Origin of the sequence: Bradyrhizobium forestalis (genome assembly GCF_002795245.1) — a bacterium.
GTDB lineage: Bacteria > Pseudomonadota > Alphaproteobacteria > Rhizobiales > Xanthobacteraceae > Bradyrhizobium > Bradyrhizobium forestalis.
Genome location: NZ_PGVG01000010.1, coordinates 152,656 through 165,158 on the forward strand (window position 1 = coordinate 152,656; position 12,503 = coordinate 165,158).

12 protein-coding genes and 1 tRNA gene are annotated in these 12,503 nt (G+C 65.2%); 1 reads left to right on the plus strand and 12 read right to left on the minus strand.

Annotated elements, in window-relative coordinates:
* Positions 1 to 2: 2 nt before the first annotated feature.
* The 12 genes from CVM73_RS14835 to CVM73_RS14890 all read right to left on the minus strand — a co-directional run bounded on the left by CVM73_RS14835 (position 3) and on the right by CVM73_RS14890 (position 11,671).
* Positions 3 to 3,212, minus strand: coding sequence for an efflux RND transporter permease subunit (locus CVM73_RS14835; RefSeq protein WP_100232698.1), 3,210 nt, complete (start codon positions 3,210 to 3,212; stop codon positions 3 to 5).
* Entirely contained in the window at positions 3,205 to 4,182 is a 978-nt protein-coding gene (gene ihpB, locus CVM73_RS14840; protein WP_100232699.1) for a divalent metal ion exporter adaptor subunit IhpB, read from the minus strand. Before ihpB ends, CVM73_RS14835 begins: the two co-directional genes overlap by 8 nt.
* Complete coding sequence (gene ihpA, locus CVM73_RS14845) at positions 4,179 to 5,453, minus strand: divalent metal ion exporter subunit IhpA (RefSeq protein ID WP_100232700.1); 1,275 nt, start codon at positions 5,451 to 5,453, stop codon at positions 4,179 to 4,181. The genes ihpB and ihpA overlap by 4 nt, the downstream gene beginning before the upstream one ends.
* 55 nt (positions 5,454 to 5,508) lie before the next feature.
* The gene (locus CVM73_RS14850; RefSeq protein ID WP_100232701.1) at positions 5,509 to 5,871 is read right to left on the minus strand and encodes a hypothetical protein; all 363 of its coding nucleotides are present in this window, start codon (positions 5,869 to 5,871) and stop codon (positions 5,509 to 5,511) included.
* A gap of 120 nt (positions 5,872 to 5,991) precedes the next feature.
* Positions 5,992 to 6,201, minus strand: coding sequence for a hypothetical protein (locus CVM73_RS14855; RefSeq protein ID WP_100232702.1), 210 nt, complete (start codon positions 6,199 to 6,201; stop codon positions 5,992 to 5,994).
* Between the two features lie 143 nt (positions 6,202 to 6,344).
* Positions 6,345 to 6,557 carry a hypothetical protein gene (locus CVM73_RS41735; RefSeq protein ID WP_208639204.1) on the minus strand — a complete coding sequence of 71 codons (213 nt, stop codon included), beginning with the start codon at positions 6,555 to 6,557 and terminating at the stop codon, positions 6,345 to 6,347.
* A 98-nt stretch (positions 6,558 to 6,655) separates the two neighbouring features.
* Positions 6,656 to 7,906 (minus strand): peptidase T, encoded by a 1,251-nt coding sequence (pepT, locus tag CVM73_RS14865; protein WP_100232703.1) that lies wholly within the window; start codon positions 7,904 to 7,906, stop codon positions 6,656 to 6,658.
* A 119-nt stretch (positions 7,907 to 8,025) separates the two neighbouring features.
* The gene (locus CVM73_RS14870; protein WP_027575322.1) at positions 8,026 to 8,340 is read right to left on the minus strand and encodes an HU family DNA-binding protein; all 315 of its coding nucleotides are present in this window, start codon (positions 8,338 to 8,340) and stop codon (positions 8,026 to 8,028) included.
* A gap of 200 nt (positions 8,341 to 8,540) precedes the next feature.
* A tRNA-Asp gene (locus CVM73_RS14875) sits at positions 8,541 to 8,617 on the minus strand.
* Positions 8,618 to 8,777: 160 nt separating this feature from the next.
* Positions 8,778 to 8,981 (minus strand): hypothetical protein, encoded by a 204-nt coding sequence (locus tag CVM73_RS14880; protein ID WP_100232704.1) that lies wholly within the window; start codon positions 8,979 to 8,981, stop codon positions 8,778 to 8,780.
* Between the two features lie 142 nt (positions 8,982 to 9,123).
* Entirely contained in the window at positions 9,124 to 10,419 is a 1,296-nt protein-coding gene (locus CVM73_RS14885) for a spinster family MFS transporter (protein ID WP_100232705.1), read from the minus strand.
* A 61-nt stretch (positions 10,420 to 10,480) separates the two neighbouring features.
* The gene (locus CVM73_RS14890; RefSeq protein WP_100232706.1) at positions 10,481 to 11,671 is read right to left on the minus strand and encodes an aromatic ring-hydroxylating dioxygenase subunit alpha; all 1,191 of its coding nucleotides are present in this window, start codon (positions 11,669 to 11,671) and stop codon (positions 10,481 to 10,483) included.
* Between the two features lie 185 nt (positions 11,672 to 11,856).
* Here CVM73_RS14890 and CVM73_RS14895 point away from each other — a divergent pair, with 185 nt between their 5' ends.
* The gene (locus CVM73_RS14895) at positions 11,857 to 12,372 is read left to right on the plus strand and encodes a MarR family winged helix-turn-helix transcriptional regulator (protein ID WP_100232707.1); all 516 of its coding nucleotides are present in this window, start codon (positions 11,857 to 11,859) and stop codon (positions 12,370 to 12,372) included.
* Positions 12,373 to 12,503 lie beyond the last annotated feature (131 nt).

The following is a 12,503-nucleotide window of genomic DNA, read 5'->3' on the forward strand; positions in this document are numbered from 1 at the left end:
TTCTAGCGCTCCTCGGACGCCGCCAACTCAGGCGCCATTGTAGGCGTTTCGCTTGCCACGTCACGACGGAACAGCACGTAGAGTGCTGGCAACACCAGCAATGTCAGCACCGTCGAGGAGATGATGCCGCCGATCACCACGGTTGCAAGCGGCCGTTGCACCTCGGCGCCGGCGCCGGTGGCGAGCGCCATCGGCACGAAGCCGAGCGAGGCGACAAGCGCCGTCATCAGCACCGGGCGCAGCCGCGTCAGCGCGCCCTCGCGCACCGCCTCCGCGACGGATCGTCCCTCGCTGCGCAGACGCTCGATGAAGGCGATGATGACGAGCCCGTTGAGCACGGCGACGCCCGACAGCGCGATGAAGCCGACGCCGGCGCTGATGGACAAGGGAATGTCGCGCAGCAGCAGTGCCGCGACGCCACCGGTCAGCGCCAGCGGCACGCCCGAGAACACCAGCGCCGCATCCGCCGCCGATCCCATCCCCATGAACAGCAGCAGGAACACCAGCAGCAGCGCCACCGGCACCACGATCGTCAACCGCTTGGTGGCGGAGACGAGCTGCTCGAACTGTCCGCCCCAGCCGATGAAATAACCCGGCGGCAGCTTGACCTTTTCGGCGACTGCGGCTTGCGTCTCGGCGACGAAGGAGCGCAGATCGCGCCCCCTGACATTGGCTGTCACCACGACACGCCGCTTGCCGTTCTCGCGGCTGATCTGGTTCGGCCCGGGCGCGATCTCGATCGTGGCCACGGAGGACAGCGGCACGTAGCGCAGCGCCGTATTTCCGCCCGGCCAGGCGGTTTTCGTGACGGTTGCGAGATCTTCGCCCGGCGGCAGCGGGATCGGCAGCGACTTGATCATCTCGGGGTTGGCGCGCAGGTTTTCCGGCAGCCGCACCACGATGTCGAAGCGCCGGTCGCCCTCGAACAGTTTTCCGACCGGCTTGCCGCCGATGGCGATCTCGACGAGATTCTGCACCTCGCCGAGGCTAAGACCGTAGCGAGACAGCGCCTGGCGGTCGAGCTTGACTGTGAGAATCGGCAGGCCTGCAATCTGCTCGGTCTTCACGTCGGCCGCGCCCTCGATGCCGCGGACCACGCCGTTGACCTGCTGGGCGATGCCCGCCAGCACGTCGAGATCGTCGCCAAAAATCTTGACGCCGACATCGCTGCGGATGCCGGCGATGAGCTCGTTGAAGCGCATCTGGATCGGCTGGGTCATGCCATAGGCGGTGCCGGGCAGGGTGTTGGCGGCGCGCTCGACGTCCTCGACCACCTCGTCTTTTCGCTTTCGTGGGTCGGGCCATTCTTCGCGCGGCTTCAGCGTGACGTAGGTGTCGGCCATATTTGGCGGCATCGGGTCGTTGGCAATTTCAGCGGTACCCATCTTGGAGAAGACCGTCGCCACTTCCGGCACCTGCTTGACCGCTTTCTCGAGCCGGATCTGCATGTCGGCGCTCTGGGTCAGGCTGGTCCCGGGAATCCGGACGGTCTCGATGGTGATGTCGCCCTCGTCCAGGCTCGGGATGAACTCGCCGCCCATACGGCTTGCCGCAAAGAGGCTGCCGGCGACGATCAGCACGGCTCCCAGCGCGACCGTGCCGCGGTAGCGAATGACGCGGTCGAGCAGCGGGACGTAAATGCGGTTGGCCGCGCGCATGAAGATGTTCTCTTTCCCCGAGACTTTCCCGGTGACGAAGATCGCGACCGCGGCGGGAACGAAGGTGACCGATAGCAGTGCCGCGCCGGAAAGCGCCATCAGGACGGTGAGCGCCATGGGCGTGAACATTTTTCCTTCGGTCCCCGTCAGGGTCAGGACCGGCAGGTAGACGACCGCGATGATGAGGGTGCCGAACAGGCTTGGCTTGATCACCTCGCTGCTGCCGGCGCGGATGGTCTCGAGCCTCTCGTCCAGCGACAGCAATCGGCCGCGCCGCTGCTGCTCGGCACCAAGCAGCCGCAAGCAGTTTTCGACGATGATGACGGCGCCGTCGACGATGATGCCGAAATCGATCGCTCCCAGGCTCATCAAGTTGGCGCTGACCTTGCTCTCGACCATGCCGGTGATGGTGAACAGCATCGAGAGTGGGATGACGCAGGCGGTGATGAGGGCGGCGCGAACGTTGCCGAGGATCAGAAACAGCACAGCAATCACCAGCGCCGCGCCTTCGGCAAGATTCTTCTGCACGGTCAGGATGGTCGCTTCCACCAGATGCGTGCGGTCGTACACCGCGCGCGCAATCACGCCCTCGGGCAGCGATTTCGCGATCTCGTCGAGGCGTGCCGCCACGCGCTGGGCCACGGTGCGGCTGTTCTCGCCGATCAAAAGCATGGTGGTGCCGAGCACGGTCTCCTTGCCGTTGGCCGACGCCGCCCCGGTGCGCAGCTCGTGGCCCTCCTGCACATCGGCGACGTCACGGATACGCACCGGCACGCCGCCGCGCGAGCCGATGACGATGTCCTTGATCTCGTCGATATTGGCGACCTGACCGGGGGCGCGGACGAGATATTGCTCGCCGTTGCGTTCGATATAGCCGGCACCGACATTGGCGTTGTTGCCCGCCAGCGCCGTCATGATGTCGCGGAAGCCGAGCCGGTAGGCCATCAACCGGCCGGGGATTGGCAACACGTGGAACTGGCGCTCATAGCCGCCGATCGAGTTGACCTCGACCACGCCGGGAATGGTCCGTAGTTGCGGCTTGATGATCCAGTCCTGGACCGTGCGCAATTCGGTCGGCGTGAACTCGACCCCGCTGGGCGACATCGCGCCCGGCTTTGCTTCCACCGAGTAGACGTAGATTTCACCGAGCCCGGTCGAGATCGGCCCCATCGCAACCTCGACGCCGGCCGGCAATTGATCACGTACTTGCTGGATACGCTCGTTGACGAGCTGACGCGCGAAGTAGATGTCGGTGCCGTCCCGGAAGACGACAGTGACCTGGCTCAGGCCATAGCGTGAAATCGACCGGGTGTAGTCGAGCCTGGGCAAGCCACCCATCGCAGTCTCAATCGGGAAGGTGATGCGCTGCTCGGATTCGAGCGGCGAGAGGCCGGGCGCACGCGTGTTGATCTGGACCTGCATGTTGGTGACATCTGGCACTGCGTCGATCGGCAGACGCGTGAAATTCCAGGCGCCAAAGGCGGCGGCAGCGAACGTCATGAGAACCAGCAGCCAGCGCTGGCGGATGGAGGAGGCGAGCAGGGCGTCAATCATGATCGGCGTCTCCCTTGCCCATCTCGGCCTTCACGACAAACCTGTTCTCGGCAACGTAGCGCTCGCCCGCCGAAAGGCCTGCACGAATCTCCACGAACTTCGGATCGGACTCGCCGAGCTCGACCGGGCGTGCCTCGATCTTGTCGCCGTCTTCGCGGACGAACACGACGGTCTTGTTCTCCAGCGTCTGGATCGCGGCCGCTCGGACTGCGACCGCCACGTTGCGGGTCGTGAGCACAAGTCTTGCCGTGACGAACAGGCCCGGGCGCAAGCGTCCGTCCGGATTTGGCAGCACCACCCGCGCCAGCGCGGTCTGGGTGTCGCTACTGCCGATCGGCGCCATGTAGGAGATCGTGCCCTTGATCTCGCCGCGGCCGTCGTCGGGATCGATCAGCACCTCGTCGTTGAGACGGACGCGCCTGAGGTCCTGCCGGTAGATCGACAGATCGACCCAGATGGTCGAGAGGTCGGCGACCACGAAGGCCGGCTTCTGCTCGGAGGCGTATTCGCCGAGCGAGATCTGTCGCTCGATGATGGTGCCTGATATCGGCGCCTTCAGCTCGTAGACGGTGAGGCTCTGGTTGCTCTCGATCGCGGCGAGAAGATCGTCCTTGGCAACCTTGTCGCCGATGCGCTTCAGGATGGATTTGACGACGCCCGGAAAGCGCGGCGTCACCTGCACCACGGCTTCCTGATTGGCGCGCAGGATGCCGTTGAAGGCGAGCGTGTCGGTCAGCGTCGCGCTCGCGGCCTCCGCCAGGGTCACGCCGGCAGCGGCGAGCTTCACGTCGGAGATGCGGATGCGGTCGGCGCCGTGCTCGTCCTGCTCGACATGGTCGTTCGGCTTCTTCGGTTCGGAATGCTCGGCATGCTCGGTGGGTGCGAGCCTGGCCGGGGCGAGCAGGGCATAGAAGTAGGCGCCGAGCGCGGCGGCAACGACGGCGATGAAAATGGTGGAGGAGGTCCTCATCGTGCGCTCTCCCGCGCCAGCGTGAAGGGATTGCCGACGAGGCCTTCGATGGTCGCGACGCCGGCATGGAAATTCTGCAGCGCCTCCTGCTCGCGCAGCCGCGCCTGGGTGACGCTCGCCTGGGCGTCGAGCACCTCGAGTAGGGTGAAGCGGCCCTGGCCGTAGCCTTGCGAGATCGCATCGGACGCTTCGACGGCCTTGGGAATGGCGGTCTCGCGCAGCACCGCGAGCTCGCGCAGCGAGCCCTGGAGCGAGTCGTAGGCGCGGCCGGCGATCACGATCAGCGTGTTGCGATTGGCCTCGCGCTCGGCACGGGTCTTGGCGAGGCTTTCCTGCGCCGACAGGATGTTGCCCTGGTTCTGGTCGAACACGGGGATCGGCACCGAGAGGGTGAGGCGCACGGCATCGTCATTGGTTTCGTTGTAGTGGCGCCAGGCGGCGGCGATCCGCACGTCGGGATAGGGCTTGAGCCGCGCCAGCAGCAGCTCGGCATTGCGCTGCGCGTAGACGGCGGTCCAGCGCACCAGTTGCGGATTGGCATCGATGGCGGCGACCACGGCCTGGAACGCGGGCGGGCGTCCCGTGATGTCGAGCCGGCCGGAGACCTCGCCGAACTTTGCGGCGGGATCACCCATCAGCACCGCAAGCTCGCGCCGGGCGCTGGCCAGCGTCGCCTTGAAGCGCTCGCGATCGGCCTTCACCAGGGCGGATGCGACCTCGGCGCGGCCGGTCTCGGCCGGCGAGGAGGCGCCGGCTTCGACGCGGCGGCGCAGCAGCGGCGTCAGCCGGTCGATGGCGGCAATCTGCTCGTCGAGGATCTGGATGCGCCGCTGCGCGCCGAGCACGCCGAGGAAGGCGATTGCAGTCTCCGACAGCACCTCCAGCCTGACAGCCTTGCGCTGGATCGCGGCGACCTCGATGCCAGCCGCTCCGGCTGCAATCCGCGCCTCGCGCTTGCCGAACAGCTCGAAGGCCTGGCTGATCTGCAGGGTGGTCTCGGCCGATCGCGTCCCGCGGTACTTGCCGGAGCCGAATGAATCGTCCTGTTCATAAGTCAGTTCCGGATTGAGCAGGGCGCCCGCCTGGATGCGCTGGCCCGTGGCGATGCCGACGTCGCGCTCCGCCGCCGTCAGCCGCGGGCTTGCGGCCAGCGCGCGCGACAGCGCGCTCCGCATCGTCAAAGTCTGGGCGTGAGACGGCGCAAGCGTCGCCCCGGCAATCAGGCACGCTGCCGCGCACGCCAGGCGCGCAGCCATTCCCCTGCAAAACATGAAACCGACCTGTGAAGGATGAACCTAATGGGTGCGGGACGCCCGACCAATCCGTTCAGGCAATATGTTTGGGAGGCGGGGAGTCGGTATCCGGGACAATTCCGGCGAGCCGGGGGGCATGTTGCGGGCTCGCTGCGGACACGAGCGTGACCGATGCGGTCAGTGGCGCCGGCTGCGTCACCGTCAGCGAGAAGCAGCCATGGCAGTGATGGCTGCCGATGACCTTGTGGTCGCTGTGGCCCGTGGGGCCATCAAGGACCGCAGCGATCTCCGAGCCGCCGGCGGGCGTGGTGACGTCGATGTCGTGCGAGCCGTGCAGCGTGCTCGCGAGCAGATAGACCGCCGCGATCAGCACGGACAGCAGCCCGCGCCAGTTGCGCGAGCGGCAAGATCCTGAGGGCTGGCGGTTTGCGAGCACGACGTCACTCTGGTTGCGGTCCGTGCTCGGCCTAGCATGGGCGCGGGAACAGTGTCGACCCGCAACATTGTTACGTCCCTGGAACAATTGCCGCAGCGGTGCATACGGCGCCAGCGCCTCTCACTGGCGGGTCAGGACGCTCCGATCGGGCTCCGAACCCTCGCTGCCATCATCTGCCGTCATGGTAGTGACGGCGCGACAGCTCGCTTCCATCGCCCGTTCCAGCCATTTGATGGCTTCGTCGATCCATTGGTCGTGGTGCTCGGGATCGGTGAGGGCCTTCTCCCGGAATGCATTTGCCTGATGCAGGCACGCCGTTCTGCGATCCACGCGCCTCTCCTGATCTGGAGGTTCCGCCCAACCGCATCTTTGATGATCCCGGCCCCGGCGTCGTTAACATAGGACAGGGACGGGCAAGCTGGCCGCAACGCGGAAAGGCCCCAGCCGGACGGACCGGCCGAGGCCTCATGTGCTCACAGCGGCGGCCCGCGATCCCGAGCGGCGGTCGATGCGCTGATCGCAGACTCGAAGACGGCCATCAACCGCGCGCGACGCAACTCGATCATCGTGGCGTTCTCGGTCGCAGCCGCGACCCTGATCGGCGCCGCGGTGGCCTGGGCCGCAGCCGTCGCTGGCGGCCGGCATCGTGATGAAGAACCGTTACCGAACTGGATGGCGAGCGCCAATCGCTTCCATCGCAATCCGCGCGCGATGCCGGTGCCGTAAGCTCCAAAGCAAATGGCCGGGCGCCGGCCCGGCCATAACGGACGCCTGCAGGAAAGCTTCAGGCCTTCTCCTCCCAGATCATGGCGAGGTGGACGATGGTCTGCACCGCCTTTTCCATGTCCTGTCGGCTGACCCATTCGAGCCGGGAGTGAAACGCATGCTCGCCGGCGAAGATGTTGGGACAGGGCAGGCCCATGAAGGACAGGCGGGAGCCGTCGGTGCCGCCGCGGATCGCGGTGCGCATCGGGCGCAGCCCGGCGCGACGAATGGCTTCGATGGCGTATTCGAGAACGTGCGGGTGACGATCGATCACCTGCTTCATGTTGCGGTACTGCTCCTTGACCTCGAAGGTGTAGGTCGAGCGCGGATAGTCCTTCATCACGTCCTTGACGATGGTCTCGAGCAGGACTTCTTTCTCCCTCAAGCCTTCCTCGGTGAAGTCGCGGACGATGAAGGAGAGCGTCGCCTGTTCCAGTGCGCCCTCGATGCCGATCGGATGCAGAAAGCCCTGCTTGCCTGAGGTCGTCTCCGGCGAGCAGCCTTCTCTCGGCAAGCGCTCGACGATGGCGGCGGCGATCTTGATCGCGTGCTCCATCTTGCCCTTGGCGTAGCCGGGATGGGCGCTGACGCCATTGATGGTGATGGTGGCGCCGTCGGCCGAGAAGGTCTCGTCCTCGACGCAGCCGGCGCTCTCGCCGTCCATGGTGTAACCGAAATCGGCGCCGAGCTTCTTCAGGTCGACATTGTCGACGCCGCGGCCGATCTCCTCGTCCGGCGTGAACAGGATCTTGATGGTGCCGTGCTTCACGTCGGGATTGTTGAGGAAGAAATGCGCGGCATCCATGATCTCGGCGACGCCGGCCTTGTTGTCGGCCCCCAACAGCGTGGTGCCGTCGGTGGTGATGATGTCGTTGCCGATCTGGTGCTTCAGCGCGGGGTGCTCATTGAAGCGGATCACCTGGCTGGTGTCGCCCGGCAGCACGATATCGCCGCCGCGATAGTTCTTCACCATTTGCGGCCTGACGTCCTTGCCGGTGACATCGGGCGAGGTGTCCATGTGCGAGCAGAAGCAGATCACCGGCACCTTCTTGTCGGTGTTGGCGGGGATCGTTCCATAGACGTAGCCGTAATCGTCGAGATGCGCGTCCACAACGCCCATCGCCTTCAGCTCGGCGGCGAGCACGCGGCCGAGATCCTTCTGCTTCTCGGTCGAGGGCGAGCGAGGGGATTCCGGATCGGACTGGGTGTCGATGGTGACATAGCGCAGGAAGCGCTCGGTCACGGTATGCGAAAAGGTGAGGGAGGACATTTCTGGTCAAACCGCCGAGTCTTTAGGGAGCAGGTCCTGGGGAAGCAGGCGGTATATCAGAAAAGTGGATCATGATGCGGCCAGAACGAGCTTCGATCAGGCCTAATGAATCGTAAGGGCTAGATCGCCTCTTTCAGTTCCTTCACCGGGCGGAACGCGACCTTCCTGCTGGCCTTGATGTGAATCGCTTCGCCGGTGGCAGGATTGCGGCCGGTGCGGGCGGCGCGCTTGCGGACCTGGAGGATGCCAAGACCCACGATACGGACACGGTCGCCCTTCTTGAGGTGCTTGGCGATCAGGTCGACCATGTCGGTCAGGACGGCCTCGGCGTGCTTTTTCGACAGGTCCTGACGCTCCGCGATGTCGGCGGCGAGGTGCTTGAGTGTGATGGTGGCGGGAGCGGCTGCCTTCTTCGCCGAATCCTTCTTAGCCATGTCTGGCCTCCTCGATTCCAATGACAGGGAATCCCTGGAAAAGCCGAGAATGCGTGGGGATCCCTCTAAGTCCTTTCAGGCGTAGACGATTCGGACACGGGCTGACTATGCCGAGAGTTCCCGCCGGACGCCTGCTTGGTTCGCGGAGCCGCGAAAGGCGTCGAGAAGTTCGGGCTAAGACTATGAGGAGATTGCCAAAATGGCGCGAGAGACGGGGCTCGAACCCGCGACCTCCGGCGTGACAGGCCGGCGCTCTAACCAACTGAGCTACTCCCGCGTGGTTCGCTGGACGCGCGCGGAACGAGGGGGGACTTAAAGGGGGGACATGGTGAAGTCAAGGACGTTGCGCTTCCCAAGGGCGTCCCGGCTAAGCATTGCTCTGGAAAACGAAAAAGGCCGCCCGGAGGCGGCCAATGGTCAGCCCGGAGGAGGCCGTATCAGCGAATCTCCGACGTCCCCGCGCTCGTCACCGCCACCGGCTTGCCGGCCTTGATCACATGGGTGGACTGGGCGGTCTGGCTGTAATCGGCATGGGTGCGGGCTGCGATCCCGAAGCCGGCCACAACGATGCCGGCCACCAGCGCCACCACCACGATCTTCAGGTGGGTCGCACGATCAGCAGAGTGAATTGAGTGGTTCATCTGAGCCTCCCGACGGGCTTTGCCGCCGTCTATGGGCTCTTGTCTTAAGGACCATCTGTTTCCGGATGGTTTCGCGGGTTCCGCAAAATGGTTTCATTAATACACCCGCTTGGTTTCGCCGGGCTGGTGGCCTGAAGCGGCGTCAGGCGCCCGCCCGGCCAATGTCATCCCGGATCGCGCGGGCGGCCCAGATGAACAGCAGCGCGCCGAGCGTGGTCGTGACCGCGGCCGAGAGCAGGGAGTAGCGCACGGCGTCCGCGCCATAACTTCCCTTCAACGCATCGTTGACCATGCCCACCGCGAGCGGGCCGACGCCCTGGCCGAAGCATGTCGCGGTGAGCGCGATCAGCGCGGAGGCGAGCGCCCGCATGCTCGGCTTGGCGACGGTCTGCGCGATCGCGAAGATCGGTCCGAGGTGGAAGCCGACCAGGAACGAGGTCAGCGCCAGCATGGCCACCATCATCGTAAAATCCTGCGTCAGCATGCACAGCGCGAACACCGGACCGGCGAGGCCCGAGGTGATCGCAGGCGCCCACAGCTTCCAGCGGTCATCGCGGCGGCTGATTTGCGCCACCACGAAGCCGCCGAGCAGGGTCCCGGCCATGCCGGCCAGCCCCTTGAAGGTGCCGGCATAGGTGCCGATCTCGGCGCTCGACAGATGGTGCACGCGCGCCAGGAATGGCGGGATCCAGGCCGCGGTCGCGTAGTTCGTGTAGGTGGTGAGGCAGAAGCCGAGCAGCACGATGACGAAGCTGCGCTGCGAGGCCAGGAAGCGCAATGTCGGCTCGAGCGGCTCGGGCACGAAGCTTTCCTGCATCGCGCCACGCTTCGGCTCGGCAATCGTCAGCCACAGGATGGCCGCGAGCAGGATGCCGGGCAGGCCGGCGACATAGAACGCCATGCGCCAGCCATAGTGCTGGTTGACGTAGCCGCCGATGAAATAGCCGAGGAAGACGCCGAGGTAGGTGCCGATGGCGTAGATGCCGAGCGCGCGCGGGCGCTCGTTCTTGGCAAAGAGATCGGCGACGATCGATTGCGAGGCCGGGGAGCCCGCGGACTCGCCGATGCCGACGCCGATGCGTGCCAGCGCCAGGGAGGTGAGGCTGGTGGCTGCGCCGCACAGCGCCGTCATGGCGCTCCAGAACGCGAAGGCGACGGCGACGATGTTGCGCCGGTTGATGCGGTCGGCGACGCGCGCAATGGGAATGCCGAGCAGGGAGTAGAACAGCGCAAAGCCGAAGCCTGCGAGCAGGCCCATCATGGTGTCGCTGAGCGCAAACTCCTTCTTGATCGGCTCGATCAGGACATTGAAGATCGTGCGGTCGAGGAAGTTCAGCGCGTAGATGATGGTGAGCAGCCCGAGCACGTAATAGCGCCGCGCCGAGGGCTTGGCCGCGGCGGCCGCTTGCACCGACATCTGTGACGTCACATCGACCATCGCTTCCCCCAATTTGTCTTTGTTATTGTCGTCGGTCCAGCTTTGTCAGAGCTGGCATGCTTCATGCGTCGCGGATGTAATTCCCCGCTTCGAATTCGACCGGCGGCGCGCTCGCGTCGAACAAGACGCCGATCGGGTCGCGGCCGGCGGCGAGGGCGTCGAGCTGGTCGCTCAGCATGCGCCGGATCATCAGGATGCCGCGGTCGCTCTGGCCGAAATGCTCCTCCGAATGGATCGTCACCTCGCCCTGGCCGACCTGGGCCTCATAGTCGCCCGGGAATTGCTGGTGCTCTTCCTCCGTCATGTCCCACCAGAACTTGCCGTTGAACTTCGAGCGCATGCGGCTGATGTCGCCTGAGTTCTTGACGCGGCCGGCGACATAGATGCGGAAGGAGGTGTCGTCGATCGGCAGCACCCAGCCGATCGACTCGACACGGGCGAATTGCGCAACGCGCGGGTTCGGCACCACGCGCAGCGTCGGCAGCGCCGCCTCGCTGACGCGGTAGAACACCTTGCCGTCGTGCTGCTTGCGCTCCGAGCGCACGAGGACACCGCGCGGCGATGTCTCGAACTTCACCTCCGGAATAGAAGCCATCATGTTGGTGAATTGCGGACCCGAGAACGAGCCGTGCAGCACCGGCACGTGATAGGGATCGACCACGTTCTCGAAATGCTGCAGCCAGTTGCAGGGGATGATGGCGGGGCCGCCACCGCCGATCGAGGAATCGTCGGCTTCGACGAACTCGCCGTCGTCCATCTTTTCCAGGCATTCGTAAGCCGGCAGCACCGGGCGTTTCTCGGCCGGGCCCATATAGGCAAAGATCAGCCCGTAGCGCTCTTCGAGCGGATACCAGGGCTGGCGCACCTTGTCCTTGAACTGGCCGCCCTCGGGCTCGCAAGCCTGCTCCAGGCAGTGGCCTTCGCTGTCGAACTTCCAGCCATGATAGCAGCAGCGGATGCCATCCGCCTCGACCTTGCCATAGTAGAGCGTGGTGCCGCGATGGCAGCAACGGGCGTGCAGCAGGCCGGGACGGCCATGCTTGTCGCGAAACAGCACCAGATCCTCGCCCAGCGCGCGCACCTTTTTCGGCGTGTCGGTGGCGTCGCTGGTGAGCCCGACCGGATGCCAGTAGCGACGGAGCAGCTCGCCCATCGGCGTGCCGCGCACGACCGAGGTGAGCTCGGTGCGCGTGCGCGCCGGCTTCATCGCATAGGCCGTGCCAAGATCGCGATCCCGCTGGGTGATCGTCATGCTGGTCCTCCCGCTGTGGGCCGTGCTGGCCGGGCCTTTTTGATGCCCCTTGCCCGGAGTGAAGGATAATTCGATGACAATGTCAACGATCTTCCAAATGCCTCTTAGACGCATTCGGATGACGTCGGGGACGCCGCCATGACCCGGGCTTGGCACGCCGCGGCTTTCTTGGCAGAGGTGGAATCATGAGCCAGACCGAGAGCAGGGGCGGGTCGAAATCGTCGGAAGCGGACGGGAGCGAACCGGCGGCGCCGATCACCGTGATGCTGTCGTCGCGGCTGATGGTGCTCGCCAATCTGCTCAAGCGCGGCGCCATCCTGCGCTACAAGCGTCTCACCGGGCTGAACTCGGTCGAGTTCGGTCTCGTTGCCTCGCTCGGCCGGCGGCCGCCGATGAGCGTGGCGCGGCTCGCCGAGGCCGTCGGCCAGGACAAGGGACAGATCAGCCGTGCGCTGGCAAACCTGTTGTCGCGCAAGCTGATCGCGAAAACGGCTAATCCGAGGGATAGCCGCGAGGTGCTGATCTCGCTGACCGCGACGGGTCTCGCCGCGCATGATGCGATCGTCGACGGCGCGCAGGAGCGCAACCGCCGCCTGCTGGAACATTTGAGCGAAGCCGAGCTTCATGCACTGCTGCGGCAGGTCGATCAGCTCACGGCGATTGCCGCTGAGATGCTCGAGAGCGAGAAGAATTTGCGCTGATCTCGCTGCAGCACATGGAACTATTGGAGCGCTTCTAAGAGTCTTTCTAAGAAGCTTTCAATTAGCGAAATCGCGCACCCTCACATAAGCGTCACCGCAAGCGCATGCCGTTCCGGGACAGGCGGCATGAT

Excerpts from the sequence above, each read along its gene's own strand:
- CVM73_RS14835 (WP_100232698.1), bottom strand. The coding sequence starts at position 3,212 with ATGATTGACGCCCTGCTCGCCTCCTCCATCCGCCAGCGCTGGCTGCTG.
- pepT (WP_100232703.1), bottom strand. The coding sequence starts at position 7,906 with ATGTCCTCCCTCACCTTTTCGCATACCGTGACCGAGCGCTTCCTGCGC.
- CVM73_RS14895 (WP_100232707.1), top strand. The coding sequence starts at position 11,857 with ATGAGCCAGACCGAGAGCAGGGGCGGGTCGAAATCGTCGGAAGCGGAC.
- CVM73_RS14890 (WP_100232706.1), bottom strand. The coding sequence starts at position 11,671 with ATGACGATCACCCAGCGGGATCGCGATCTTGGCACGGCCTATGCGATG.
- CVM73_RS14870 (WP_027575322.1), bottom strand. The coding sequence starts at position 8,340 with ATGGCTAAGAAGGATTCGGCGAAGAAGGCAGCCGCTCCCGCCACCATC.
- ihpB (WP_100232699.1), bottom strand. The coding sequence starts at position 4,182 with ATGAGGACCTCCTCCACCATTTTCATCGCCGTCGTTGCCGCCGCGCTC.
- CVM73_RS14880 (WP_100232704.1), bottom strand. The coding sequence starts at position 8,981 with ATGAACCACTCAATTCACTCTGCTGATCGTGCGACCCACCTGAAGATC.
- CVM73_RS14885 (WP_100232705.1), bottom strand. The coding sequence starts at position 10,419 with ATGGTCGATGTGACGTCACAGATGTCGGTGCAAGCGGCCGCCGCGGCC.
- ihpA (WP_100232700.1), bottom strand. The coding sequence starts at position 5,453 with ATGTTTTGCAGGGGAATGGCTGCGCGCCTGGCGTGCGCGGCAGCGTGC.